At 66.4% G+C, this 22,290-nt stretch carries 20 protein-coding genes; 11 read left to right on the top strand and 9 right to left on the bottom strand.

Annotation, left to right across the window (positions count from 1 at the left end; translation table 11 throughout):
* The first annotated feature begins 10 nt into the window (after positions 1-10).
* The 3 genes from OU994_RS01625 to OU994_RS01615 all read left to right on the top strand — a co-directional run bounded on the left by OU994_RS01625 (position 11) and on the right by OU994_RS01615 (position 2,939).
* Positions 11-775 (top strand): response regulator transcription factor, encoded by a 765-nt coding sequence (locus tag OU994_RS01625; protein ID WP_281609365.1) that lies wholly within the window; start codon positions 11-13, stop codon positions 773-775.
* Positions 753-1,973, top strand: coding sequence for a HAMP domain-containing sensor histidine kinase (locus OU994_RS01620; RefSeq protein WP_281609364.1), 1,221 nt, complete (start codon positions 753-755; stop codon positions 1,971-1,973). Before OU994_RS01625 ends, OU994_RS01620 begins: the two co-directional genes overlap by 23 nt.
* Positions 1,974-2,051: 78 nt before the next feature.
* The gene (locus tag OU994_RS01615; RefSeq protein ID WP_281609363.1) at positions 2,052-2,939 is read left to right on the top strand and encodes a PHB depolymerase family esterase; all 888 of its coding nucleotides are present in this window, start codon (positions 2,052-2,054) and stop codon (positions 2,937-2,939) included.
* A gap of 16 nt (positions 2,940-2,955) precedes the next feature.
* On the opposite strand, the gene OU994_RS01610 is transcribed toward OU994_RS01615, so the two are convergent.
* Positions 2,956-3,633 (bottom strand): outer membrane beta-barrel protein, encoded by a 678-nt coding sequence (locus OU994_RS01610; RefSeq protein WP_281609362.1) that lies wholly within the window; start codon positions 3,631-3,633, stop codon positions 2,956-2,958.
* 206 nt (positions 3,634-3,839) lie between these two features.
* On the bottom strand, positions 3,840-4,136 hold the full coding sequence (locus OU994_RS01605; protein WP_131148471.1) for a hypothetical protein: 297 nt from the start codon (positions 4,134-4,136) through the stop codon (positions 3,840-3,842).
* Positions 4,137-4,222: 86 nt separating this feature from the next.
* On the opposite strand from OU994_RS01605, the gene OU994_RS01600 reads away from it, so the two are divergent.
* A complete protein-coding gene (locus OU994_RS01600; protein WP_281609361.1) occupies positions 4,223-4,807 on the top strand; it encodes a helix-turn-helix domain-containing protein in 585 nt (194 codons plus the stop codon).
* A 1-nt stretch (position 4,808) separates the two neighbouring features.
* Here the strand turns inward: OU994_RS01600 and OU994_RS01595 are convergent, their stop codons facing one another.
* The gene (locus OU994_RS01595) at positions 4,809-5,975 is read right to left on the bottom strand and encodes an aminotransferase class V-fold PLP-dependent enzyme (RefSeq protein ID WP_281611559.1); all 1,167 of its coding nucleotides are present in this window, start codon (positions 5,973-5,975) and stop codon (positions 4,809-4,811) included.
* Between the two features lie 111 nt (positions 5,976-6,086).
* Between OU994_RS01595 and OU994_RS01590 the strand changes: the two genes are divergently transcribed.
* Positions 6,087-6,275 carry a hypothetical protein gene (locus OU994_RS01590; RefSeq protein ID WP_281609360.1) on the top strand — a complete coding sequence of 63 codons (189 nt, stop codon included), beginning with the start codon at positions 6,087-6,089 and terminating at the stop codon, positions 6,273-6,275.
* Positions 6,276-6,335: 60 nt separating this feature from the next.
* On the opposite strand, the gene OU994_RS01585 is transcribed toward OU994_RS01590, so the two are convergent.
* The 6 genes from OU994_RS01585 to OU994_RS01560 form a co-directional block, all read right to left on the bottom strand.
* Positions 6,336-7,907: an ATP-binding protein gene (locus OU994_RS01585; RefSeq protein WP_281609359.1), complete on the bottom strand. Its 1,572-nt coding sequence runs from the start codon at positions 7,905-7,907 to the stop codon at positions 6,336-6,338.
* A gap of 5 nt (positions 7,908-7,912) precedes the next feature.
* Complete coding sequence (locus OU994_RS01580) at positions 7,913-8,716, bottom strand: alpha/beta fold hydrolase (RefSeq protein ID WP_281609358.1); 804 nt, start codon at positions 8,714-8,716, stop codon at positions 7,913-7,915.
* 82 nt (positions 8,717-8,798) lie between these two features.
* Positions 8,799-9,449, bottom strand: coding sequence for a lysozyme inhibitor LprI family protein (locus OU994_RS01575; protein WP_281609357.1), 651 nt, complete (start codon positions 9,447-9,449; stop codon positions 8,799-8,801).
* A 122-nt stretch (positions 9,450-9,571) separates the two neighbouring features.
* Positions 9,572-10,633 carry a rhodanese-like domain-containing protein gene (locus tag OU994_RS01570; RefSeq protein WP_281609356.1) on the bottom strand — a complete coding sequence of 354 codons (1,062 nt, stop codon included), beginning with the start codon at positions 10,631-10,633 and terminating at the stop codon, positions 9,572-9,574.
* Between the two features lie 102 nt (positions 10,634-10,735).
* A complete protein-coding gene (locus OU994_RS01565) occupies positions 10,736-11,758 on the bottom strand; it encodes a LacI family DNA-binding transcriptional regulator (RefSeq protein WP_281609355.1) in 1,023 nt (340 codons plus the stop codon).
* 404 nt (positions 11,759-12,162) lie between these two features.
* Positions 12,163-12,957 (bottom strand): polysaccharide deacetylase family protein, encoded by a 795-nt coding sequence (locus tag OU994_RS01560; protein ID WP_281609354.1) that lies wholly within the window; start codon positions 12,955-12,957, stop codon positions 12,163-12,165.
* Between the two features lie 141 nt (positions 12,958-13,098).
* Here OU994_RS01560 and OU994_RS01555 point away from each other — a divergent pair, with 141 nt between their 5' ends.
* From OU994_RS01555 to OU994_RS01530, 6 genes are all read left to right on the top strand, one after another.
* On the top strand, positions 13,099-13,944 hold the full coding sequence (locus tag OU994_RS01555) for a glycoside hydrolase family 16 protein (protein ID WP_281609353.1): 846 nt from the start codon (positions 13,099-13,101) through the stop codon (positions 13,942-13,944).
* 205 nt (positions 13,945-14,149) lie between these two features.
* Entirely contained in the window at positions 14,150-17,125 is a 2,976-nt protein-coding gene (locus tag OU994_RS01550) for a TonB-dependent receptor (protein ID WP_281609352.1), read from the top strand.
* A 119-nt stretch (positions 17,126-17,244) separates the two neighbouring features.
* A complete protein-coding gene (locus OU994_RS01545; protein ID WP_281609351.1) occupies positions 17,245-18,798 on the top strand; it encodes a tryptophan halogenase family protein in 1,554 nt (517 codons plus the stop codon).
* Between the two features lie 16 nt (positions 18,799-18,814).
* On the top strand, positions 18,815-19,525 hold the full coding sequence (locus tag OU994_RS01540; RefSeq protein ID WP_281609350.1) for a SapC family protein: 711 nt from the start codon (positions 18,815-18,817) through the stop codon (positions 19,523-19,525).
* Positions 19,509-20,513 (top strand): cupin-like domain-containing protein, encoded by a 1,005-nt coding sequence (locus OU994_RS01535; protein WP_281609349.1) that lies wholly within the window; start codon positions 19,509-19,511, stop codon positions 20,511-20,513. Before OU994_RS01540 ends, OU994_RS01535 begins: the two co-directional genes overlap by 17 nt.
* 32 nt (positions 20,514-20,545) lie before the next feature.
* Positions 20,546-22,048 carry a tryptophan halogenase family protein gene (locus OU994_RS01530; protein ID WP_281609348.1) on the top strand — a complete coding sequence of 501 codons (1,503 nt, stop codon included), beginning with the start codon at positions 20,546-20,548 and terminating at the stop codon, positions 22,046-22,048.
* Positions 22,049-22,290: the final 242 nt, after the last annotated feature.

Here is a 22,290-nt window from a genome sequence, read left to right as displayed (position 1 = left end):
CGACAGCACGATGAACCGCAGCGCCCTCAGTATCCTGGTCGTCGAAGACCACCCGGCGATCGCCCGCCAGATCGGGCAGTTCCTCGATGGCCTGAAGTGGCACGCGGACCATGCGGCCACCGGCGCGCTGGCCATCGAACTCGCCACGCGCGAGCCCTATGACGTGGTCCTGCTCGACCTGAACCTGCCCGACATCGACGGCTTCGACGTCTGCCGTGCCATCAAGGCGCGCGCGCCGCGCAACGTGCCGGTACTGATGCTGACCGCCCGCGATGCGTTCGAGGACAAGGCGCGCGGCTTCCACGGCGGCGCCGACGATTACGTGACCAAGCCGTTCGACTTGCGCGAGGTGGCGCTGCGCTGCGAAGCGCTGGCGCGGCGCGGGCAGCTGCACATCGGCCAGGAACTGCGCGTGGGTTCGCTGGTGCTGCTGCCGAGGGAGCGGCGGGCGCTTTGCAACGGCGCACCGGTCGCGCTGACGCAGGCCGGCTTCAAGATCCTGCTGATGCTGTGTACCGCCTTTCCGCGTGCCGTGTCGCGGTCGGCGCTGATCCACGAGCTGTGGGGTGCCGATCCGCCGGACAGCGATGCCCTCAAGTCGCATGTCTATGCGCTGCGCCGGCAGCTGGAACTCGCCGGGGCGCCGCACGCGATCGTGACCATCCCGCAGCTCGGCTACCGGCTGCAGGCCGATGAGGTAATCGATGCGGCAAGCAAGACGGCAAACAATACGGCAAGCAATGCGGCAAGCGATGGCCAGGTCGATCCGGCATAGCCTGTTCGCCGCGCTGGCCGGCTTCACGGTGCTGATCTGCGCGGTCTATACGGGGCTGGCGCTGGTGATTGCCTACGTGACGGAAGACATGCTGGTCGACCGGCTGCTGGAGCGCGAGGCGGCCGCCGTCGCGGCGCATTTCCGTGCGCACGGCGAGGTCCGGGCACCGGCCCACGATTTCATCGGCATCCACCGCGGCACCGCTACGCTGCCGCCGGAAGTGCGCGTGCAGGCCGCCGGCAAGGCGCGCGCCGAAATCTTCGCCGGCACGGGCCGGCACTACCACTTCCGCGCGCTCGACCTGCAGGGCGCGCATGGCTCGCAGCGCATCTACCTGCTGGCCGACGTGGGGCCGCTGCTGGTGGTGGCCAAGCTGATCGAGGATGTCGGCGGTGTCGTGATCGTCGTTGCCCTCGGACTGGTCGCGCTGGCGCTGCTGCTGGCGTGGCTGCTGGCCAGGCGGCTCGTCTCGCCCCTGCTGGAGCTGGCGCGGGAAGTGCGCAATGTGACACCGGAGGGTACCGTCGCCTTCAGCGCAAGGCGGCGCCCGGATGAAATCGGCTACCTGGCCGACAAGCTCGGCACCACGATCGCCGGACTGCACGCGGCGCTCCGGCGCGAGCATGCCTTTACGCGCGACGTCAGCCATGAATTGCGCACGCCCCTCACGGTGATGAACAATGTCCTCGGCCAGGCAGGCCGGCAGCCGCTCGGCACGCAGGAGGTGGCGCAGCTGCGGGCCGGCCTCGAGGACATCGGCTACACCATCGACGTGCTGTTCGCCCTGGCGCGCGCGGAGCACATCGCCCGTGAAACGTTCGACCTGCGCGGCGCCATCGAGGAAAGCCTGCTGCGGCTGGTGGAAGGCGGCTGGGACAGTGAAGGGCTGGTGCTCGACCTCCCCGACCGGCTGGAAGTGACCGGCAACCGCCACCTGGCCAGGCTGCTCATCGATAACTGCCTGGGCAATGCCCGCTTCCACGGCGCGCCGGGCTTGCGGATAGCCTTCGGGCCGGGTGCGCAGGGCGGGGTACTCAGCATCGGCAATGCGGTCGAGCCGGGCCGCGCGGGCACGATGCAGGGTTTCCAGCACGGCCAGGACCTGCTGCGGCGGATCGCCACCGCCATGGGCTGGGAGATCGGCTTCCACGCCGCCACCGCCACCTACCGCGTGGACATCGTGCCGCTGCGCCGGTAATGGAAACCGGCTGGAATTCACCACGATTTCACCGCCGGCTTCCTATGCTGCGTACTGGTCAACCCACACCGTACGCCCATGAAGATCCTGCTCAGCCTCGTCGTCCTCGCCTGCACCGCCGTTCCTGTACTCGCCCAGGTGAAATCGCTCGTCCACAAGGAAGAAAAGCGCCGCTACCTCGTTTACACGCCGCCTGCGTATGCGGCCGCGCCGAACCAGGCTTTTCCGGTGGTCTTCAACTTCCACGGCGGCGGCATGACGATGGCCGAACAGATGCTGTACACGCAAATGAACCGCGCGGCCGACCGGCACGGCTTCATCGTCGTCTACCCGGCCGGCATCAAGGGGGACTGGAACGTGGGTTTCGGCATGTCCTACCTCGAAGGCACCGACGACATCGGTTTTACGGCGGCATTGCTGGACAAGCTGAAGGCGGACTACCGGGTCGACCCGCGGCGGGTGTACGCCACGGGCCTGTCGCGCGGCGGCTTCTTCGCGCTGCGCATCGCGGCGGAACTGCCACACCTGTTCGCCGCGGTGGCCCCGGTCGGGGCGCCGATGCCGGAACCGGTGGTGCAGCACCATGCGAATCCCGGCCGGGTCGGCATGCTGCTGGTGCACGGCACCGCCGACGAGGTGGTGGCGTACGCCGGCAAGCCGGCCGGCTACCTGTCGGCGGAAGACACGTATGGCTACTGGCTGAAGCGGAACGGTCTCCGTGCCGAGGATGCGGCGGATGGTGCAAGCCGCCGCGTCATCGACACGGATGCCGGCGACGGAACGAGCGTGACATGGATCGAGGCCGGCAACGGGCAGCAGAGCGTGGCGCTGGCCACGATCCGGGAAGGCGGCCACACGTGGCCCGGTGCCGACCCGTTCAACGTCGGCCTGCCGATCGGGAAAACCAGCCGCGATCTCGATGCGAACGAAGCGATCTGGCGGTTCTTCGAGAAGCACCGCCGCTGATCCGGTGCGCGTGCCGTCAGAAGCCGATCTTGAGGTTGGCCCTGGCGCCGGTGGAATTGGTCGCCTTGCCCCACTTGCCGGCCGCGTCGCCGTGGCTGCCATACTGCGCGTCGATCGATGCCTTGTCGCTCAGCTTGTACTGCGCGCCCACGCCCAGGTAGCGGCCCCTGTCGGCTTCCTTCTTGCGTGCCGGCTTGTCGGTGTCATAGGCCTTGTCCAGCGCCACCGCATTCAGGCTCGGGGTCATCACGCTGTGGGCGACGCCCACCTTGCCGAAGGCAGTCAGCCTGTCGGTCAGTGGCAGCGAGTACTTGAGCGCCAGGTGGCTGCTGAAGTTGCTGGTGCTCAGGCTGCCCAGCGCGTTGTCCGGCTCGAACGCATCGATACGGTGGAAGCCCCGGTCCAGCAGGTACACGTAACCCGCCTCGATGGCCAGGTTCGGCGTCAGCTGGTAGCCGCCGAGCAGCCTCGGGTCGCGCCTGAAACGCTCCTGGAATACCTTGTCGTTGGGACTGGCCGCCTCGTTACCGCCATAGGCATGGGGATAGGGCCGGTAAGCCTTGTCGAACAGGGCTTGCGTGGCCGATTGTCCCGGCGCGGTGAACGTACCGGGCGCCTGCTCGACGACCTGGGCGTGCGCGGCGCCTGCAAGGAGGAGTGCTGCTGCAAAGGCCAGCCGGTGCGGTGTCATCATGTTTCCTTCAAAAGGTAGTGGAAGCGGCGGCAATGCTGTCACAATCTTATTTTAGCGACAAGCGATTTAACGCGCTCGCCAGCAAGCCCTTCATGAATCCTTCATGAACGCTGGATGAAGCCCTTCGGTTAGCCCTTCGGTAAGCGCACCGGCAAGCCGTCACAGGAGGCGTTCCGGGCGTGACGTGCATTGCGTGACGATACTTCCTACGATGCCGCCTTCAGCCAGTCCCGCCCCTTCTCGTCCAGCGCGGCGTCGATGACGTCGGGCGGCAGGCTGTACACCGTGGCCCAGGTGGCGCGGCCATCGGCGGCGTTGGACGGGAAGCTCGTCGTGTCGATCGGCCAGTGGTACTTGCGCTTGAGCGCGCGCACGATGGCCGCCAGCGTGACACGGCCGCGCAGCGGTTCGGCGCCGGCCTGGTCGGCGTTGGAGAGCAGGACGGCAAGGACGGCGCCGCGCGCGGTGCGGGGCCCGGGGAAGATCGGAGATTTGCGGGGCATGGCGGTATTCTAGCCGCGCGCGGGATCGATCGCGGTACGGCTGCGGGGCCGGCTGGGCGTGTGCTGTGGCTGTATACTCGCGCCCCATGGATATCAATCAAATCATCGCCCACCGCCTGCGCGAACTGCGCAGCGCCCGCGGCATGACCCTCGCGGTGCTGGCCGAACACAGCGGCGTGAGCCGGTCGAACATCTCCCTGATCGAACGCGGTGAAAGCAGCGCCACGGCGACGGTGCTCGACAAACTGGCCGCCGCCCTCGGCGTGCCGGTGGCTTCGCTGTTCGAGCGGCCGGTCGACGCGACGTCGCCGATCGCGCGCGCCGATGAGCAACCGGTCTGGACCGACCCGGGTTCGGGCTATGTGCGCCGCACCCTGTCGCCCACCGTGCCGTCGCTGATCCAGATGGTCGAGATCACCTTCCCGGCGGGCGCGCGGGTGGCCTATGAAACCTCGTCGCAGGACATCGACCGGCAGCTGTGGATGATCGAGGGGCGGATGGAAATCACCGTCGGCACCAGCTGCTGGGACCTCGCCGCCGGCGACTGCCTCGTCATGCGCCTCGACGAGCCAAGCACCTATCACAATCCCGGCACCATCCCGGCGCGCTACCTGATCGCCCAGGTCATGCAGGCGGCCATTGTCCCGCGCGCCGTGGTGGACCGCCAGTAACTTAACCCGCCAGCGCGCGGATCGCCGCCACCAGCGCGTCGAGATCGTCGGGCGAGGTGTACAGGTGCGGCGTCACCCGCACGCATTCCTCGTCGCCGATGCCGCGCACCACGGTGAAGATGCGGTGGTCGCGCATCAGCCGTTCGGCCACGTCGCGGGCGGCCATGCCGGCGATGCCGAACGACGCCAGCGCGCCATGGCGCCGGGCGTCGCGCGGCGTGAACAGGCGCACTCCCGGCACATCGCGTACGCGGTCCATCCAGTACCGGGCCAGGTAGCGCAGCCTTGCCTCCTTGTTGGGCGTGCCGATCGCTGCATGGAAGCGCAGCGCATCCTCGATCGCCAGCACCGGGGCCGGGGGCACCGCGCTGAAGTGGCCGAGCTTCACGATGTCGCCGGGCGCGTGCCCCACGTCGCCGAACAGCGGGGCGATATCGGCGATGCGGTGCCTGGCGATGTACAGCAGCCCGGTCCCCAGCGGCGCGCCGACCCACTTGTGCAGGTTGAAGGCGGCGAATTCCACGCCCAGCGCGGGCACCGTGTAGTCGATGTGGGCCAGCGAATGCGCCGCGTCGGCGATCACGTCGATCCCGCGCCGGCGCGCCATCGCGGCGATCTTCGCCAGCGGCATGACCTGGCCGGTGCGGTGCACCAGGTGGGTGACCAGCACCACCCGCGTGCGCGGCGTGATGGCGCGCTCGTACAAGTCCACGATTTCCTCGTCGCTGCCCGGATCGAGCGGCACATCCACCGTCACCAGTCGCAGCGACCTGCGCTCGCCGACCATGCCGAACGTGTCGATGACGCTGTCGTAGTCATGCCGCGCCAGCAGCACCGCGTCGCCCGCCGCGAACGGATAGCCCTGGACCAGGATGTTCAGCGATTCCATCGCGTTGCGGGTGATCAGCAGCTCGTCGCGCGCGGCGCCGGTAAACGCGGCCAGCGCCGCCATCACCTGTTCCAGCCGCTCGGGAAAGCGCACGCGCAGGAAATAGGAATTCTCGCGGTCCACCTGTTCCTGGTAGCGGCGCAACGCCGCCTTTACCGGCAGGGCCGGTGGGCCGAAATAGCCGTTTTCCAGGTTGATGAATCCGGGCGAAGGCGTGTACTGGCGGCGGATGGCGCTCCAGTAATGTTCGTCGTCGGGCGCGATGGCGGGTGGCGGCATGGACAAGGCGGGGCTCCTGTGGCATCGAATGCAAAATCCAGTATACAAGAATATTTTGTCCGGTATACTGGATTTGAGTGTTTTGATAACGTCGTCAACGGGGAGATCATCATGAACAGCCAAGCCGTGCGCCAGCAGTCCGCCGCTACCCGGGCCAGGGAACGCGACGAGCCGGTCGAGGTCACGGAACGCGGCCCGTCCGCGCCGGCAGTCCCGGACGAGGCCGCACCGGCCGTAGCGCCGGAGCGCACGGTGTTGCGTGAACTGCACAGGATGTTCGCGCTGATCGCCATCCGTTGAATCGCGAATACGGCACGCCGTGGCAATCGCGGCCCCGCCAGCGTGCGGGCGCCATGCCGTTCAGCGGTCGGGAAACTCCCTGGCCAGGAGGTCGCGCAGCTTGCCCAGTTCGATGGGCTTGGTCATGTGGTGGTCGAACCCCGCGGCCTGTGCCAGCTCGCGGTCCTTTTGCTGCCCCCAGCCGGTGATGGCGATCAGCTTCATGGCGGTGCCGCCCGGCGCCTGGCGCAGCCGGCGTGCCAGTTCATAGCCGTTCATGTCGGGCAGCCCGATGTCGAGCAGCGCGACCTCCGGCCGGAAGGCGGCAACGATATCGAGTGCCGCGCCAGCCGTATGCACGGTGCGCGTTTCGCAGCCGAACATGGTCAGGGCCATCGTCAGCGTTTCGGCCGCATCCTGGTTGTCATCGACGACCAGGATGCGCACGGATGCCGGCGGCGTATCGTCCTGCGCCGGCGCCGCGGGGCAGGCCGCGCCCATCGCCAGCGGCAGGCGCACCGTGAATTCGCTGCCCCGGCCGGGGCCTTCGCTCGCCGCGTCCACCGTGCCGCCATGCAGTTCGACGATGCCGCGCACCAGCGCCAGGCCGATGCCGAGGCCGCCCTTGGCGCGGTCCAGCGCCGGTTCCAGCTGCGAAAACATGTCGAACACGGTGGCCAGCGCGGCGGTGGGGATGCCGATGCCGTTGTCGCGCACCCGGATCTCCGCCAAGCCTGGAACACACGCCAGGTGCAGTTCGATGATGCCGCCGTTGGGGGTGTATTTCGCCGCGTTGGCGAGCAGGTTGAGCACCACCTGGGCCAGCCGGGTCGCATCGCCGTCGACCAGTACCGGGCCGTCGGCGACGTGGACGTGCAAGGTATGCCGTGCCGCCGCCATCATCGGCGCCAGGTCGTGCGCGGCGCCGCGTACCAGCGCGGTGAGCTCCACCGTGGCGCGGCTCAGCTGCATGCGCCCCTGGGTGATGCGCGAGACTTCCATCAGGTCGTCGACCAGCCGTGTGAGGTGGCGCAATTGCCGGTCGAAGGCCTGGATCAGGCGCGGTTCGGCACTGTCTCCCAGCTTGAACGTCAGCACGTCCAGCGCGCTGCGCATCGGTGCCAGCGGATTGCGCAATTCGTGCGACAGCGTGGCCAGGAATTCATCCTTGCGCCGGTCGGCCGCCGACAGCCGGGCGTTCGCGGCCTGCAGCCGGGTCTCGGCTTCGCGGCGCGCCTCCAGCGCCGCCTCGGCCGCCTTGCGGGCGGCCAGCAACTCGCGCTCGTAGGCATGGCGGTCGGCCGCCTTGAACAGGGCCCAGTGATCGAAGCTGGCGCCACCCTCCTGGCGGCGCGCGATGTTGATCAGCACGGGCAGCCGTTCCTTGCCGCGGTTGACCAGGTTGACCTGGATTTCCGCCACCGATCCCTGCACTTCCAGGATCGGCTGGCAATGCGTGTGATAGAACAGCCGGGCGCCGACCGGCAGCAGGTCGCGCATGCGCACCTTGCCGACCAGTTCTTCCTCCCCATAGCCCAGCCACGTGCAGGCGGTAGCGTTGGCCCGCAGGATCACGCCGTCCGCGCCGGTAACCACCAGGGCACAGGCGGCATTCTCGAACAGGGTATCGCCTCCGGGAAGCGCGCCGTTCACGTCGATCAGCGCAGGGTCTGCGCGAGGAAGCCCTCGATGACACGCGAGCTCTCGGTCGGTGCGCTCATGTGCGGGCAATGGCCCACGTTGTCGATCACGTGGAGGGTGCTGCGCGGCAGGTGGCGGTGCAGGTATCGGCCCACGTCCAGCGGTGCCACCAGGTCGTCGCTGCATTGCAGGATCAGCGCCGGCACGGTGGATTTCGGCAGGTCTGCCCGGTGGTCGGAGAGGAACGTCACGCGCGCAAAATGCTTGGCGATCTCGGGATCGTTGCGGCAGAAGCTGTCGGTCAGCTCCGCGCGCAGCTCCGGGCGCCCCGGCGCGCCCATGATGGCGGGCGCCAGGCTGCTCGACCAGCCCAGGTAATTGGCATCCATGGTTTCCAGCAATTCGCCGATGTCTTCCCGGCTGAAGCCGCCCACGTAGTCGCCATCGTTGATGTAGCAGGGCGAAGGCCCGACCATGACCTGGGCGACGAAGCGTTCCGGCGCCTTGATCGTCGCCAGCAGGCCGATCATCGTGCTGACCGAATGGCCGACGAAGACCACGGGGCCGGTGGCGAACGCATCGAGGATTTCCAGCAGGTCGTCCGCATAGCCGTGCAGCGTGCCGTACTTGTCGCGGTCATAGGCCGATAAATCGGATCGCCCGCTGCCGACGAGATCGAACGAGATCGTGCGGAAGCGCTCGGCGAAGGCGGGTGCCAGGAAGCGCCACATGGTCTGGTCGCAGCCGAATCCGTGCGCGAACACCATGGTGGCCGACCCGTTCCCCGCGACATGAACATTATTTCGGATCTGTACGGACATGATGGATTCGATGTTGGTTGGAATGCAACAGGCGATTATACCCGAGCGATCCGGCCAGGCGATTACGGTTGGCGGCGCCCGGTCACTGGCGGCGGTAGTCACCATTGAACGTCACGCGTATGCCGCCGCAGCCGGATTCGCCGGACACTTCCAGCGCGTCGTCGCGCAGCCGTAACCGGGCCTTGCAGTACTCCGATTCGAACAGTGCCGTGCCGTCCGGCTGCACCGTGGCGTATCCGGTCATCTGCCCCGTGGCCACCTGCCCCTCGTAGCCGTCGGGCCCAAGCCAGAGCGCCTCGCCGGTGAGATGGAGATGGCCATTTTCCAGCGGCAGGACCGTGATCGACGCGCTGTCCGTGTCTTCGCGGCCCTTCCAGTAGCGCACGAAATGGCCCGTCCAGTTCGTGCCGGGCACGTTTGAACCCGCCAGAGAACCGAGTAACCGGATCCGTTCCGAGAACGCATCCTGCACGCAGAGGGAATCGGCGCAGCCTGCGTCAAGCGAGTAGAGCCAGTTGCGCTGCGCGCGCCGGAGCATGGCCTTGTCGGCCGCGCGGCCGAGTGCATTCCGGTACGCGGCGTTCAGCGTTTCATCCTGAGCCGACAATTCCGGATTCGCGCAGATCAGCTTTTCCAACCGGGATGCCGCGCGGGCGCAGTCGAAACTTGCCGCCGCCGCGGTACCGCAGAGGAGAAACAGGCAGGTCGCCGGGATCAGTACAAAACGTCTCATCGCATGCCTGTCATCGTTCGAGGTAGGTAGCGTCGATCATGTCGCATCGGTGCTGTCGCATGATGCAGCAGCCACGACGGTGGGCCAGCCGCTCTGGCCGGCGCCAGTGTATCAGCCCACGCTCACGCTTCCGCCGCCACCGGCATGCCCTCGATTTTCCACCGCAGCATGCCGCCGGCCAGGTTGGCCACCTGGCCGAATCCCGCCTTGGCAAGCAGCACGCAAGCCTGCGCCGAGCGCACGCCGGAGCGGCAGACGGCTACCACCGGGCGCTCCTTGTCCAGTGCTTCCAGATGCTCCGCCAGTTGCGACAGCGGAACCAGCCGCGCACCCGGCAGGTGGCCCAGCTTGTCGATGAATTCCGCCTCCTCGCGCACGTCGAGGATCTGCGCCTTGGCGCCGTGTTCGAGCAGCGCCATGGGCTCGATTTCCCACACGCCGGAAAAGCGCAGGGTCAGCGGCGCCCAGTCCGGCGCTTCCGGCGGCAGGGCGCCCCCTTCCGGCTGGCCGCAGCGCAGGTTTGCGGGCACGGCCACCGCGATCATCTTCGGATGCGGCAGGTGCAGGTTGTTCATGTGGCCCGTGAAATCGCCCACGTCGACCTCGCCGCCCAGCCGCGGATTGAAGCGGCGTTCCTCGGCCACGCTGGTGACCGTGATGCCGCGGTAGTCGTGCGCCGGGTACAGCAGGCAGCTGTCGGGCAGCGACAGGATCTGCTCGCGCACGGAAGTGAACAGCTGCTGCGGGCTGCCCTGCTGGAAGTCGGTGCGGCCGCAGCCGCGGATCAGCAGGCTGTCGCCGGTGAAGGCCATGCTGGCGTCATCGAGCACGTAGGTCAGGCAGCCGTTGGTGTGGCCCGGCGTGGCCCGCACGTCCAGGTGGCGCGCACCGAACACGATACGGTCGCCGTGCCGCAGCGGGCGATCCACGAGTTCGGCGCCGGCGGCCGCGGCCAGCGCGATGTCACTGCCGCAGCGCTGGTGCAGCCGCCAGGCGCCGGTCACATGGTCGGCATGCACGTGCGTGTCGAGCGTGGCCCGCAGCGCCAGGCCGAGTTCCTGCAGCAGGGCCAGGTCGCGCGGCACCTGCTCGTAGACGGGATCGATCAGCAGTGCCTCGCCGCCGTCGGCAAGCAGGTACGTGTAGGTCGATGAAACTGGATCGAACAGCTGGCGGAAGATCATGTCGGGCTCCTGGCGGATGGCCGGCCTCGTGAGCCGCCATCGGGAATGCGGAAATGCGGCTTATGGATGCGGCTTATTCTAGCAAGGGCACCGCGCCTGGGTTCATCGTGACCCCTGGCGCTCCAGTTTCGCCACCGAGGCCCGCATCGTCACCGTTACCGGGAAATCGCGCTCGACCGGCCGCTTCAGGCCGTAGCACAGGTTGAGCAGCTGGTTGATGCCGTTCAGCGTCATCTGCTGCCATGGCATGCGCACCGACGTCAGGCGCGGGGCCGCATACTCCGCGCTGGGCGTGTCGTCGTAGGCCAGCACCGACAGGTCATGCGGAACGCGGATGCCCGCTTCCTGGAAATGCGACAGCGCGCCCACGGCCATCTCGTCGTTGGCGCAGAACAGCGCGGTGGGCTTTCGGCCGGAAGCCACCAGCTCGCGCGCCGCGGCCCAGCCGGCGGCCGGCGAGAAGTCGCCCTCGCGCCGCCACATCGCGGTGGTGTCGGTGCCCGCCGCCGCCAGCTCGGCGAGAAAGCCATCGATGCGGGCCACGCTGTCTTCCAGCTCCATCGGGCCGGTCAGCAGCGCGATGTCGCGGTGGCCGTTCTCCAGCAGCGTGCGCGCGGCCAGGCGGCCCCCCAGCATGTGGTCGACCGTGAAGCACTGGTCCGGGATGGTCGCGAAACCATGGTTCAGCGCCACCAGGCGCGACAGCCGGCTGCCGGCCACCGCGAGGTCGTCCTCGTCCAGGGCGCTGGTCATCACGATCAGGCCATCGCAGCCGCGTTCGATCAGGAACTCGATGCCTTCCAGGGCCTGGCGGCGCGCATTGCCGAGGCCCACGCCGAACGCCACCACCATGTGCAGCCCCGCCGCGCGCAGCTCGGTATCGATGATCTGCAGGATCGGCGTGAAGAAGGTGCCGGACAGCGCCGGGATGTACACGCCGATCATCTTCGACGAACCGGACAGCAGCGCCCGGGCCGCATGCGACGGCCGGAAGCCCAGTTCGTCGATGGCCTTGCGCACGCGCTCCAGCGTGGCTGGCGACACCGGGCCGCTGCCGTTGATCGCGCGCGACGCGGTGCCCAGGCCCACGCCCGCCAGGCGGGCGACGTCTTTGATGGTTGCCACTGAAATTCCTGTTCCGCTGACAAAACATGGCGAGCATACTGGAACTCACCCGCCCGCGCCAAACGCGGCGGATGCCGCGCCCTTCCCGCCGGGCGCGCATTGCCGCATCCGGGGTCCAGTGGGTAGTGTCGCTTGGTTAAGCAAACCCCAAGTGCAAATTCCGGGGTCAGGGAGGAGTGCTGGCATTTATGCCAGCACCGTTGCGCAGGCGCGAAGCATGCTTCGCGAAACCCCTGCTACACCCCGCCGGGGCAGAGCAGGGGTTTCGAGGAGCACTGCTCCTAGCCTGCGTCGCGGTACCGGCATGCTTGCCGGTACTCCTCCCTGACCCCAGCCCTTCGCTGTTGGAGTGAATGCACGCGCTCTCAATGCGCCGGGTAACGCTTAACTTAACGGCATTAGGTTCATTGAGCCTTCACATGCTTCATGATGTTCAGGAACGTGTCGGTCCAGTACACCTTGCGGTTGTCGGCCAGGTACTTCACCAGTTCCTCGTGCGCGGCACTCGAGTTGGCGAGGTGGTCGCCGCCGATGCCATGGAAGGTGAAAGCCACCATCGTGCCCTTGTCCGCCGCTTCCTTGACCATCGCGATCAGTTGCTGGCCGGTGAGGCCGACGGGCGCCACCACCGGTACCCGGTACGGATCGAGCTTCGCCATCGACGGTACGGCGCCGCGGCCGACGCTCGCCTTGATCGCCACGAAGTCGGCGTGCACCGCCGGCAGGTACTCCTGCCCACCGGCCGCCAGCAGGTCGCCGCAAGGCGCGGTGAATGTGCGTTCGCGCCGCCCGTCGATCGCGTACAGCATCGTGTTGGCCAGCGTGACCTGGTCCTTCATCTGCGCCACGCTCGTCGTGTCGAGGTCGCGGTGCGGCGCCACCCAGCCGCGCTCCGGCAGCGAGCGCCGGCACTGGTGGAACAGCGAGTGGTTGGCCAGCTCATGGCCCCGTTGCGCGGCGGCGCGCCATTCGGCCAGGCGCTTGTCGATGGTCTGGCTGGAGAGCGTGAGGTAGAACGTGCCCTTCACGCCGTACTTGTCCAGCGTGGGGATCGCATGATCGAGCTGCGAATCGGCGGCATCGTCATAGGCCAGGCTGACGGCCGCTTTCGCGCCGTTCGGCCAGGGGAAGGTTTCGGCGGCGCCGGCGCCGGTGGCTGCGCCGGCCAGCGCCAGCAGGATCCAGAAGGTTGTCTTCATCTCGTACCCGGGTATGTGACAAGAACGCAACGCATGCTGCGGTGCAGAGTGCGGCGCGGATTGCACTGTTAAAGTGGAAACGTTACCATACAACGACATTCATCTTTGCATGCGCCTGCCGCGCCGTCAATCCGGAGAACCATGGCTGCTTTCCATCGACGCTCACCGACCGCCACCGGCATCGCTGCCGCCATGTCCCTGGCGCTGCTGGCGCTGGCCGACGCCGCGCCGGCCATGGAAGCGCCTCCCGGCTGGAAGCTGGCATGGGCGGATGAATTCGATGTCGACGGCCTGCCCGATCCGGCGAAGTGGGATTACGACACCGCATTCAACCGCACCGGCTGGCACAACAGGGAACTGCAGTATTACACCAGCGCGCGCCGCGAAAACGCCGAAGTGAAGCATGGCCGCCTGGTCATCACCGCCCGCAAGGAAGCGCTGGCGTCGATGCCGGACTACGGCGGCCAGGCCTACACGTCGGCACGGCTGGTCACGCGGGGCAAGGCCAGCTGGACGCACGGCTTCATCGAAGTGCGCGCGAAGCTGCCGTGCGGTCCGGGCAGCTGGCCGGCGATCTGGATGCTGGGCACCGGCGGCAAGTGGCCGGCCGACGGCGAGATCGACATCATGGAACACGTGGGCCACAAGCCCGGCGAAATCCTCGGCAGCATCTACACGAATGCGCAGAACTGGCCGCGTGGTACCGGCAAGACCAGCAAGACGACGGTGCCCGGCGCGTGCGGCGCCTTCCACGACTACCAGCTCACGTGGACGAACGACCGGATCCTCGTGGGTGTCGATGGGCGCAATTACGCCGAACTGGCGAACCCGAAGGATGGCGACTACGACAAGTGGCCGTTCGACCGGCCGCAGTACCTGCTGCTGAACGTCGCGGTGGGCGGCGACCTCGGAGGCGCGGTGCGCGACGACAGCCTGCCGTGGCGCATGGAAGTGGAGTACGTGCGGGTCTTCCAGCCCGCCAGATGAGTTTTTACAACAGTATCGTCCAACAACAAATCTGTTCCGATTGACAACGTAGAAGTGCCCACCTACCATTGAGCGGCCTGATATGGAAACGTTTCCATACACCTCTGGAACACCTTGGAAAGCAAGGCGGACCGGATGGATCGGCGCCGGCCAGGCAGGAACTCATCGGTAGAAAACCATAAGAACGAAGAACACAGGAGACCACATGCACTATCCAAGGACCAAACAGAAACTGATCGCCCTGGCCGTGTCCAGCGCCTGCGCCGCCACCGCGCTGCCGGCATGGGCACAGGACGCTGCCCAAAGCCAGGGCGCCGACCTGTCGTCGTCGCAGCCGGTGCAATCGGTGGTGGTGACCGGCATCCGCGCATCGATGCAATCGTCGCTGAACCTGAAGCGCAATTCCGACGGCATCGTCGACGGCATCGTCGCCGAGGACATCGGCAAGTTCCCCGACACGAACCTGGCCGAATCGCTGCAGCGCATTTCCGGCGTGTCGATCGACCGCTCGATCGGCGAAGGCTCGAAGGTCACCGTGCGCGGCGTGGGCCCCGACTTCAACATGGTGCTGCTGAACGGCCGCCAGATGCCGACGTCGAACCTGGGCGACCTGAATGGCCGCGCCTTCGACTTCGCCAACCTCGCTTCCGAGGCGGTGTCGCAGCTGCAGGTGTACAAGACCAGCCGCGCCGAAACGCCGACCGGCGGCATCGGCGCCACGCTGAACGTGATGACGGCGCGTCCGCTCGACCGCCCCGGCATGCAGGCTTCCGTCGGGGTGAAAGGCGTCTACGACAAGTCGGCCTCGAACCTGCCGGGCGATGTCAAGGATGGCAAGCGCGTGACGCCGGAAATCTCGGGCATCTACAGCAATACCTGGAACGACAACATGTTCGGCGTGGCGGTCACCGCCAGCTACCAGGAACGCAACCTGGGCTACAGCACGGCATCCGTGGGCAATGGCTGGAAGGGCCCGTACCGGGGCAGCTCCACGGTCGGCGGCACGATTCCCCAGCCCGGCGCGCCCGGCTCGGAAAACATCACCAACCGGCCCGGCGCCAACGACGTGTATTCGCTGCCGCAGAATTTGAACTACGCGTTCAACGGCGTGCAGCGCGAGCGCACCAACGGCCAGCTGACGTTCCAGTTCGCGCCGCGCAAGGATCTCACCACCACGCTCGACTACACCTACTCGCAGAACAAGATCCATACGCGCCGCCAGGACCTGTCGGCATGGTTCAACTTCGGCCCGTCCGCCTCCAGCTGGACCGATGGCCCGGCCGCCGGCCCGCTGGTGTACACCGAGTTCCTCCCTGCCGGGACCAGCGACATCGCCATGGGCGGCGCCGACTTCGCCACCGTCAGCGAAAACAAGTCGGTCGGCTTCAACACGCTGTGGAAGGTCAATTCCGCGCTGCGCCTGGAACTGGACGTGCACCGCTCCACCGCCGAATCGCAGGCCGACAGCCCGTGGGGTTCGGACAACGTGCTGGGCACCGCGTCGTTCAGCCGCGGCGACACCACGGCCGACTTCAGCGAGGATTTCCCCGTCCTGTCGATCGCCGGTGCCGATTTCGCGCGCGCGCCGCAGCAGGTGACCGGCTCGGCGTTCCGCAACGGCTACATGAAAGGCGAAATCAGCCAGGCCCAGTTCAAGGGCCGCCTGAAAGTGATGGAATCGTCGCAGCTGAACTTCGGCCTGTCCGCCACCAAGGTCGACAACCGATCCGCCTTCTCGACGATGCAGCGCGATACCTGGGGCGGCGCCACCAGCCCGGCCGACTACCCGAGCAGCGTGTGGCATCCGGCCACCGTGCGCGGCTACTTCGACAAGATCGACGGCTCCGGCAACCCGAAACTGTTCAACAACTTCTACACCTTCAACTTCGGTGAAGTGCGCGACCTGGCGATCAAGGCATCCGGGCGGCCGGACCTGTATTCGGTCAAGGGCACCTGGGATACCGACCAGCGCACCGAAGAAAAATCCAAGGCGCTGTACCTGCAGTTCAATACCGACTGGGACACGGCGCTGCCGATCCACACCGCCATCGGCGTGCGCTACGAGAAGACCGACATCGTCTCTTCCGCGCTGGTGCAGACCGCCACCGGCATCTCATGGGTATCGCAGAATGAATTCCCGGTGCAGTTCGGCGCCCCGGACTTCACCACGCTGACCGGCAAGTACAACAACCTGCTGCCCAGCATCGATACCGATATCGAACTGCGCGAAGACATGAAACTGCGCCTGTCGTACGGAGAAACCATCGGGCGCCCCCGCTATGACCAGATCCAGGGCGGCACGGTGCTCAGTAACCTGGCGCGCGTGGACGGCGGCACCGGCACTGCCGGCAACCCGGGGCTGAAGCCGGTGGAGTCGAAAAACCTCGACCTGTCGTACGAGTGGTACTACGGCAAGCAGAACTTCTTCGCGCTGGGCTTCTTCAAGAAGAACCTGGATAACTACGCCGGCCAGTCCCAGGTCGACGCCAACCCGTTCAACCTGCACACGCCGGTGGGCGGGGCACTGTGGAACCTGGCCCTGGCCAACGGCTGCGCCAGCGCCGATACCACCTGCATCCGCAATTACATCTTCCGCAACCATCCGACGGCGCCGGGCGTCACGCCAGGCAAGGATGACGCCTCCGGCAACGCCACCGGCACCATCGTCGGCCAGCCGGGCGATCCGCTCGCGAACTTCCGCATCACGTCGTTCTCGAACCAGAAGAAGGCCAGCCTGAAAGGCTTCGAGGTGAACGTGCAGCACATGTTCGGCAACAGCGGCTTCGGGGTGTCGGCCAACTACACGTATGTCGATTCCGGCCTGGGCTTCGACAACGCCAGCGCCGGCGAGCAGTTCGCGCTGGTCGGCCTGTCCGATTCGGCCAACCTGATCGGTATCTACGAGAACGACAAGTGGAACGTGCGCGCCGCGTTCAACTGGCGCGACAAGTTCCTCGCTTCCACCTTCGATGGCGCGGGTCCTAACCCGGTCTACACGGAAGCCTACGGCCAGTTCGACCTGTCGGTGGGGTATGCGATCACGCCGCAGCTGTCGATGCAGTTCGAAGGCATCAACCTGGCCAATGAAACGACGCGCCAGCACGGCCGTAACGAGCGCATGCTGGTCAATGCCACGCAGGCTGGCGCGCGCTATATGTTGGGTCTGCGCTACAAGTTCTGACAATCGTTTTCATACTATGAGAGGGGAGCGGCTTCGCAGGCAGCGGAGCCGCTCCGATTTTTCTTTCCAGCGTTAGTTTTTCGGTTAGACTAATTGCCACCTTTTCATTTTGGTTCCCCATGTCCCAGCCGCCCGTTTCCAGCCTGGTCAACCATGTGGTCATCGTCGGCGGCGGATCGGCCGGCTGGCTGACCGCCGGCGTCATCGCCGCCGACCATCCAGCGCTTACCGTGACGCTGGTCGAATCGCCGGACGTGGCGCCGATCGGCGTGGGCGAAGGAACCTGGCCATCGATGCGCGACACCCTGCACCGTATCGGCGTGTCCGAATCGGCGTTCTTCCGCGAGTGCGATGCCGCGTTCAAGCAGGGATCCCGCTTCAACGGCTGGCGCAGCGGCGGCGGCGCGGAAGACTACTACTTCCATCCGTTCGTGCTGCCGCAGGGCTTCGGCGAGGCCGACCTGGTGGAAAGCTGGCAGCGCGATGTTCCGGGCGTGCCGTTCGCCGACCTGGTGAGCTTCCAGCCGCACCTGTGCGTGCATGGCCGCGCACCGAAGCAGCCGGCCACGCCGGAATTCGCCGCCGTGGCCAACTACGGCTATCACCTCGATGCCGGCAAGTTCGGCGTGTTCCTGCGCAAGCACTGCCTGGAAAAGCTGGGCGTGCGCTACGTGCCGGACCACGTCACGGCCGTCAACAGCCATGACAATGGCGACATCGCCTCGCTGCAGACCAGGGAACATGGCGCCCTCGCTGGTGACCTGTTCATCGACTGCACCGGCATGCAGTCGCTGCTGCTGGGCCGCCACTACGGCGTGCCGCTGCTGCACCGCAAGGACGTGCTGTTCAACGACAGCGCGCTGGCCGTGCAGGTGCCCTACGAGCGCGACGACAGCCCGATCGCCTCGCAGACCACCTCCACCGCGCAGCGTGCCGGCTGGATCTGGGATATCGGCTTGCCGACCCGGCGCGGCATCGGCCATGTGTATTCGAGTGCGCACACGAGCGATGAACAGGCGGAAGCGGATTTGCGCGCCTATATCGGCAAGGACGATATTCCGGCGCCGCGCAAGCTGACGTTCCAGCCCGGCTACCGCGAGCAGTTCTGGCACCGCAACGTGGTCGCCATCGGCCTGTCCGCCGGCTTCATCGAACCGCTGGAAGCTTCCGCGCTGGCGCTGGTGGAAATGTCGGCGGCGATGGTCAGTGACGATCTTCCGGCCACGCGCGAGGCGATGGACATCGTGGCGCGGCGCTTCAACGACGCCTTTACCTATCGCTGGGAACGCGTCATCGAATTCCTCAAGCTGCACTATGTGCTGAGTGGCCGGACGGATCCGGGCAGTACTTCGGATTACTGGCACGACAACCGCCGCGCCGAAACGATTCCCGCGCGGCTGCAGGAACTGCTGGCGCTGTGGCGCCACCGGCCGCCATCGCGCCTGGACTTCAACCGCATCGAGGAAGTCTTCCCGTCGGCCAGCTGGCAGTACGTGCTGTACGGGATGGGCTTCCAGCCCGACCGCGAACGCATCACGCGGCGTGGTTCCACGGGCAGCGCCGACGGCTACTTCCGCGAAGCCGCCGAGCTCACGCGCAAGATGCTGCGCGCGCTGCCGTCGAACCGCGAACTGATCGACCATATCCGCCTACACGGCCTACAGAAAATCTAGAACAGACGAGACACGCATGACGAACCACGTTTTACTGAACAACGTCCAGCACAAGGACCTGAAGGTCATCACCCGCCACGGCGCCGGCCTCGGCGACGAGCAGATGTACGTTGCCACCTTCCCCGCCGAATTCCGCACGCTGCAGGCGCATTACCCGATCGTGTTCCGCAAGGCCGAAGATGGCCGCGGCTTTGAGCCGATCGTGCTGTTCGGCTTCCAGGCCGGTGAAAACCTGTTCCTGAAAGCCGATGGCTGGGATGCGCCGGAAATCCCGCTGATGATCGAACGCCAGCCGTTCCTGATCGGCCGCAATGGCGAAGAGATGCTGGTGCACGTGGACCTGGACAGCCCCCGCGTCTCCCGTACCGAAGGCGAGCCGGCCTTCCTGCCGCACGGCGGCATCACCGAATACCTCGAACGCATCAACTCGATCCTGTTCACGATCCACGAAGGCTTGCAGAGCAACGTGGCCTTCGTCGACGCGCTGCTGAAGTACGAGCTGCTGGAATCGTTCGTGTTCGACATCGAACTGGACGACGGCTCGCAAAACCGCCTCGCCGGCTTCTACACGATCCACGAGGAACGCCTGCACGTGCTCGACACGGAAGCCATCGGTGCGCTGCACCGGGCCGGCTACCTGCAGCCGATCCACATGGTGCTGGCGTCGCTGTCGCAATTCCGCGCGCTGATCGACCGGAAGAACCGGCAGCATGCTGCCCGTCGCTGAACTGCGCGGCCTCACGCCGCGCGACCTGAATGACCGCATCCTGACGTCCACGCAGCCGCTGCTGCTGCGCGGCCTGGTGGCGCACTGGCCGATGGTGCGCGCCGCGCTGGCATCGCAGGAAGCGGCGTCCGCGTACCTGAAGCGCTTCTATACCGGCGCCCCGGTCGTGGCGATGCTCGGCTTGCCGGACATCGGCGGCCGCTTCTTCTACAACGACGACCTGTCCGGCTTCAATTTCCGGCCCGTGCACGCGCCCCTGGGCGGCGTGCTGGACGAGCTGGAAGGGCACCGCAACGACGAGCAGCCGCCGGCGATCTACGTGGGTTCCACCACGATCGATAACTTCCTGCCCGGTTTTCGCGCCGAGAACGACGTCGACCTGGGCGGCGGCCGCGAGCCATTGGCCTCGATCTGGATCGGCAACCGCACGCGCATCGCCGCGCACTACGACGCGCCGGACAACCTGGCCTGCGTGACGGCGGGCCGGCGCCGCTTCACGCTGTTCCCGCCCGAGCAGTTGCCGAACCTGTACGTGGGGCCGCTGGACTTCACCCCGGCCGGGCAGGCGATCAGCCTGGTCGACCTGCATGCGCCGGACTTCGAGCGCTTCCCGCGCTTTGCCGAAGCCCTGGAACATGCGCAGGTGGCCGAGATGGAGCCGGGCGACGCGCTGTTCATCCCCAGCATGTGGTGGCACCACGTCGAGGCGCTCGACGCCTTCAACGTGCTGGTGAATTACTGGTGGCGCCAGTCGCCGCACTACATCGATACGGCGACCAACGCGCTGATGTACGCGATCATGACGATCCGCGACCTGCCGCCGGCGCAGCGCAAGGCATGGGAAGGGTTGTTCCGCCATTACGTGTTCGAGCACGACGAGCGGACTTCCGCCCACATTCCGCCGGCCGCGCAGCGCATGCTGGCGCCGATGACCGAGGACATGTCGCGCGCGCTGCGCGCCCAGCTGCTGAAGCGCCTGAACCGCTGAAGCCACTACAAGAAGGCAAGAAGGAGACGAACATGGAACAACAACGCCAGAAAAAACCGGTGCGCCGCGTGGTGATCGCCGGCGGCGGCACGGCGGGATGGATGGTCGCCGCCGGGCTGTCGAAATCGCTGGGCAAGCTGCTGGACATCAAGCTGATCGAGTCCGAGGAGATCGGCACCGTCGGCGTCGGCGAAGCCACCATTCCCACGCTGCTCAATTTCCACCACCTCATGGAAATCAACGAGCAGGAGTTCATGGCCGAGACCATGGCCACCTTCAAGCTGGGCATCAGCTTTGAAAACTGGCGCAACGTGAACGAGGACTACATCCACTCGTTCGGCACCACTGGCACCGACCACTGGACGGCCGGCTTCCAGCATTTCTGGCACAAGGGCCGCGAGCGCGGCATCGCCGGCGACTACGGCGACTACTGCCTGGAACTGAAGGCCGGCCTGAAGAACCGCTTTGCGCACCTGCCGAACAACGGCATGAACTACGCCTACCACATGGATGCCGGCCGCTACGCGAAATTCCTGCGCCGCTTCTCGGAACGCTATGGCGTGCAGCGCGTGGAAGGCAAGATCGTCGAGGTCCGCAAGAACCTGCTGAGCGGCGACATCACCGCCCTGCGCCTGGACTCCGGCGCCGAACTCGAGGGCGACCTGTTCATCGACTGCACTGGTTTCCGCGGCCTGCTGATCGGGCAGACCATGGGCGTGGAATACGAGGACTGGTCGCACTGGCTGTTCAACGACAGCGCCGTGGCGCTGCAGACGAAATCGGTGCGCGATGCGGTGCCGTACACCCGCTCGATCGCGCGCGACGCGGGCTGGCAGTGGCAGATCCCGCTGCAGCACCGCGTCGGCAATGGCCTGGTGTACTCCACCCGCTACACGGACGACGAAACGGCAGTGCGCACGCTGCAGGCGGCCGTCGATGGCGAACCGTTGATGACGCCGCGCGTGATCCGCTTCACGCCGGGCCAGCGCAAGCAGACGTGGAAGGGCAACTGCATCGCCATCGGGCTGGCCAGCGGCTTCCTGGAACCGATCGAATCGACCAGCATCCACCTGATCCAGCGCGGCATCATCCGGCTGATGCAGATGTTCCCGCAGGATGGCATCAGCCAGGCCGACATCGACGAATTCAACCAGCAGGCCGACTACGAGATCCAGCACATCCGCGATTTCATCATCCTGCACTACAACGTGACAAACCGCCGCGACACGCCGTACTGGCGCGACGCCGCCACGATGAAGCTGCCGCCGTCGCTGCAGCACCGCATCGACCTGTTCCGCGACACCGGCCGCGTGTTCCGCGTGCCGAACGAACTGTTCGCCGAGAACTCGTGGATCCAGGTGATGCTGGGCCAGGGCATCCTGCCCGCCTCGCACCACCAGACCGCGGACCTGATGGGCGACGAAGAACTGGCCCGCTTCCTCGGCAACATCAGCGGCACCATCGACCGTACCGTGGCCCAGCTGCCGTCGCACCAGAAATACGTCGAACAGTACTGCTCCGGCACCGGGTGGTAAATCCACAACACCCGCACTGGGGACTGTCCCCGTTTTTGAGCAACAATTTTCTTGCAGGCATGGGATTTGTCGGCATTCCGACAAATGATTCGTGCCGCCCTTGTCGAAATAAGCCAGACAACAGGATGCGGTGTAAAAACCACAGAATTGTTGCTAAAAATCGGGGACTGTCCCCGTTTTTGGGAAATTAGTTGCCGTGTGATAAATAGTGAGTTTTCGACAGGGGGTGATGCGCTATAAAC

Origin of the sequence: Pseudoduganella sp. SL102, from assembly GCF_027856995.1 — a bacterium.
GTDB lineage: Bacteria > Pseudomonadota > Gammaproteobacteria > Burkholderiales > Burkholderiaceae_D > Rugamonas > Rugamonas albidiflava.
The sequence above is the reverse complement of the archived record's forward strand: the minus strand, read 5'-3'. Positions and strand labels throughout refer to the sequence as shown.

What these genes read in the sequence shown, in the direction of transcription:
- OU994_RS01625 (WP_281609365.1), top strand. Translation starts at nt 11, where the DNA reads ATGAACCGCAGCGCCCTCAGTATCCTGGTCGTCGAAGACCACCCGGCG.
- OU994_RS01620 (WP_281609364.1), top strand. Translation starts at nt 753, where the DNA reads ATGGCCAGGTCGATCCGGCATAGCCTGTTCGCCGCGCTGGCCGGCTTC.
- OU994_RS01615 (WP_281609363.1), top strand. Translation starts at nt 2,052, where the DNA reads ATGAAGATCCTGCTCAGCCTCGTCGTCCTCGCCTGCACCGCCGTTCCT.
- OU994_RS01610 (WP_281609362.1), bottom strand. Translation starts at nt 3,633, where the DNA reads ATGATGACACCGCACCGGCTGGCCTTTGCAGCAGCACTCCTCCTTGCA.
- OU994_RS01605 (WP_131148471.1), bottom strand. Translation starts at nt 4,136, where the DNA reads ATGCCCCGCAAATCTCCGATCTTCCCCGGGCCCCGCACCGCGCGCGGC.
- OU994_RS01600 (WP_281609361.1), top strand. Translation starts at nt 4,223, where the DNA reads ATGGATATCAATCAAATCATCGCCCACCGCCTGCGCGAACTGCGCAGC.
- OU994_RS01595 (WP_281611559.1), bottom strand. Translation starts at nt 5,975, where the DNA reads ATGCCGCCACCCGCCATCGCGCCCGACGACGAACATTACTGGAGCGCC.
- OU994_RS01590 (WP_281609360.1), top strand. Translation starts at nt 6,087, where the DNA reads ATGAACAGCCAAGCCGTGCGCCAGCAGTCCGCCGCTACCCGGGCCAGG.
- OU994_RS01580 (WP_281609358.1), bottom strand. Translation starts at nt 8,716, where the DNA reads ATGTCCGTACAGATCCGAAATAATGTTCATGTCGCGGGGAACGGGTCG.
- OU994_RS01575 (WP_281609357.1), bottom strand. Translation starts at nt 9,449, where the DNA reads ATGAGACGTTTTGTACTGATCCCGGCGACCTGCCTGTTTCTCCTCTGC.
- OU994_RS01570 (WP_281609356.1), bottom strand. Translation starts at nt 10,633, where the DNA reads ATGATCTTCCGCCAGCTGTTCGATCCAGTTTCATCGACCTACACGTAC.
- OU994_RS01560 (WP_281609354.1), bottom strand. Translation starts at nt 12,957, where the DNA reads ATGAAGACAACCTTCTGGATCCTGCTGGCGCTGGCCGGCGCAGCCACC.
- OU994_RS01555 (WP_281609353.1), top strand. Translation starts at nt 13,099, where the DNA reads ATGGCTGCTTTCCATCGACGCTCACCGACCGCCACCGGCATCGCTGCC.
- OU994_RS01550 (WP_281609352.1), top strand. Translation starts at nt 14,150, where the DNA reads ATGCACTATCCAAGGACCAAACAGAAACTGATCGCCCTGGCCGTGTCC.
- OU994_RS01545 (WP_281609351.1), top strand. Translation starts at nt 17,245, where the DNA reads ATGTCCCAGCCGCCCGTTTCCAGCCTGGTCAACCATGTGGTCATCGTC.
- OU994_RS01540 (WP_281609350.1), top strand. Translation starts at nt 18,815, where the DNA reads ATGACGAACCACGTTTTACTGAACAACGTCCAGCACAAGGACCTGAAG.
- OU994_RS01535 (WP_281609349.1), top strand. Translation starts at nt 19,509, where the DNA reads ATGCTGCCCGTCGCTGAACTGCGCGGCCTCACGCCGCGCGACCTGAAT.
- OU994_RS01530 (WP_281609348.1), top strand. Translation starts at nt 20,546, where the DNA reads ATGGAACAACAACGCCAGAAAAAACCGGTGCGCCGCGTGGTGATCGCC.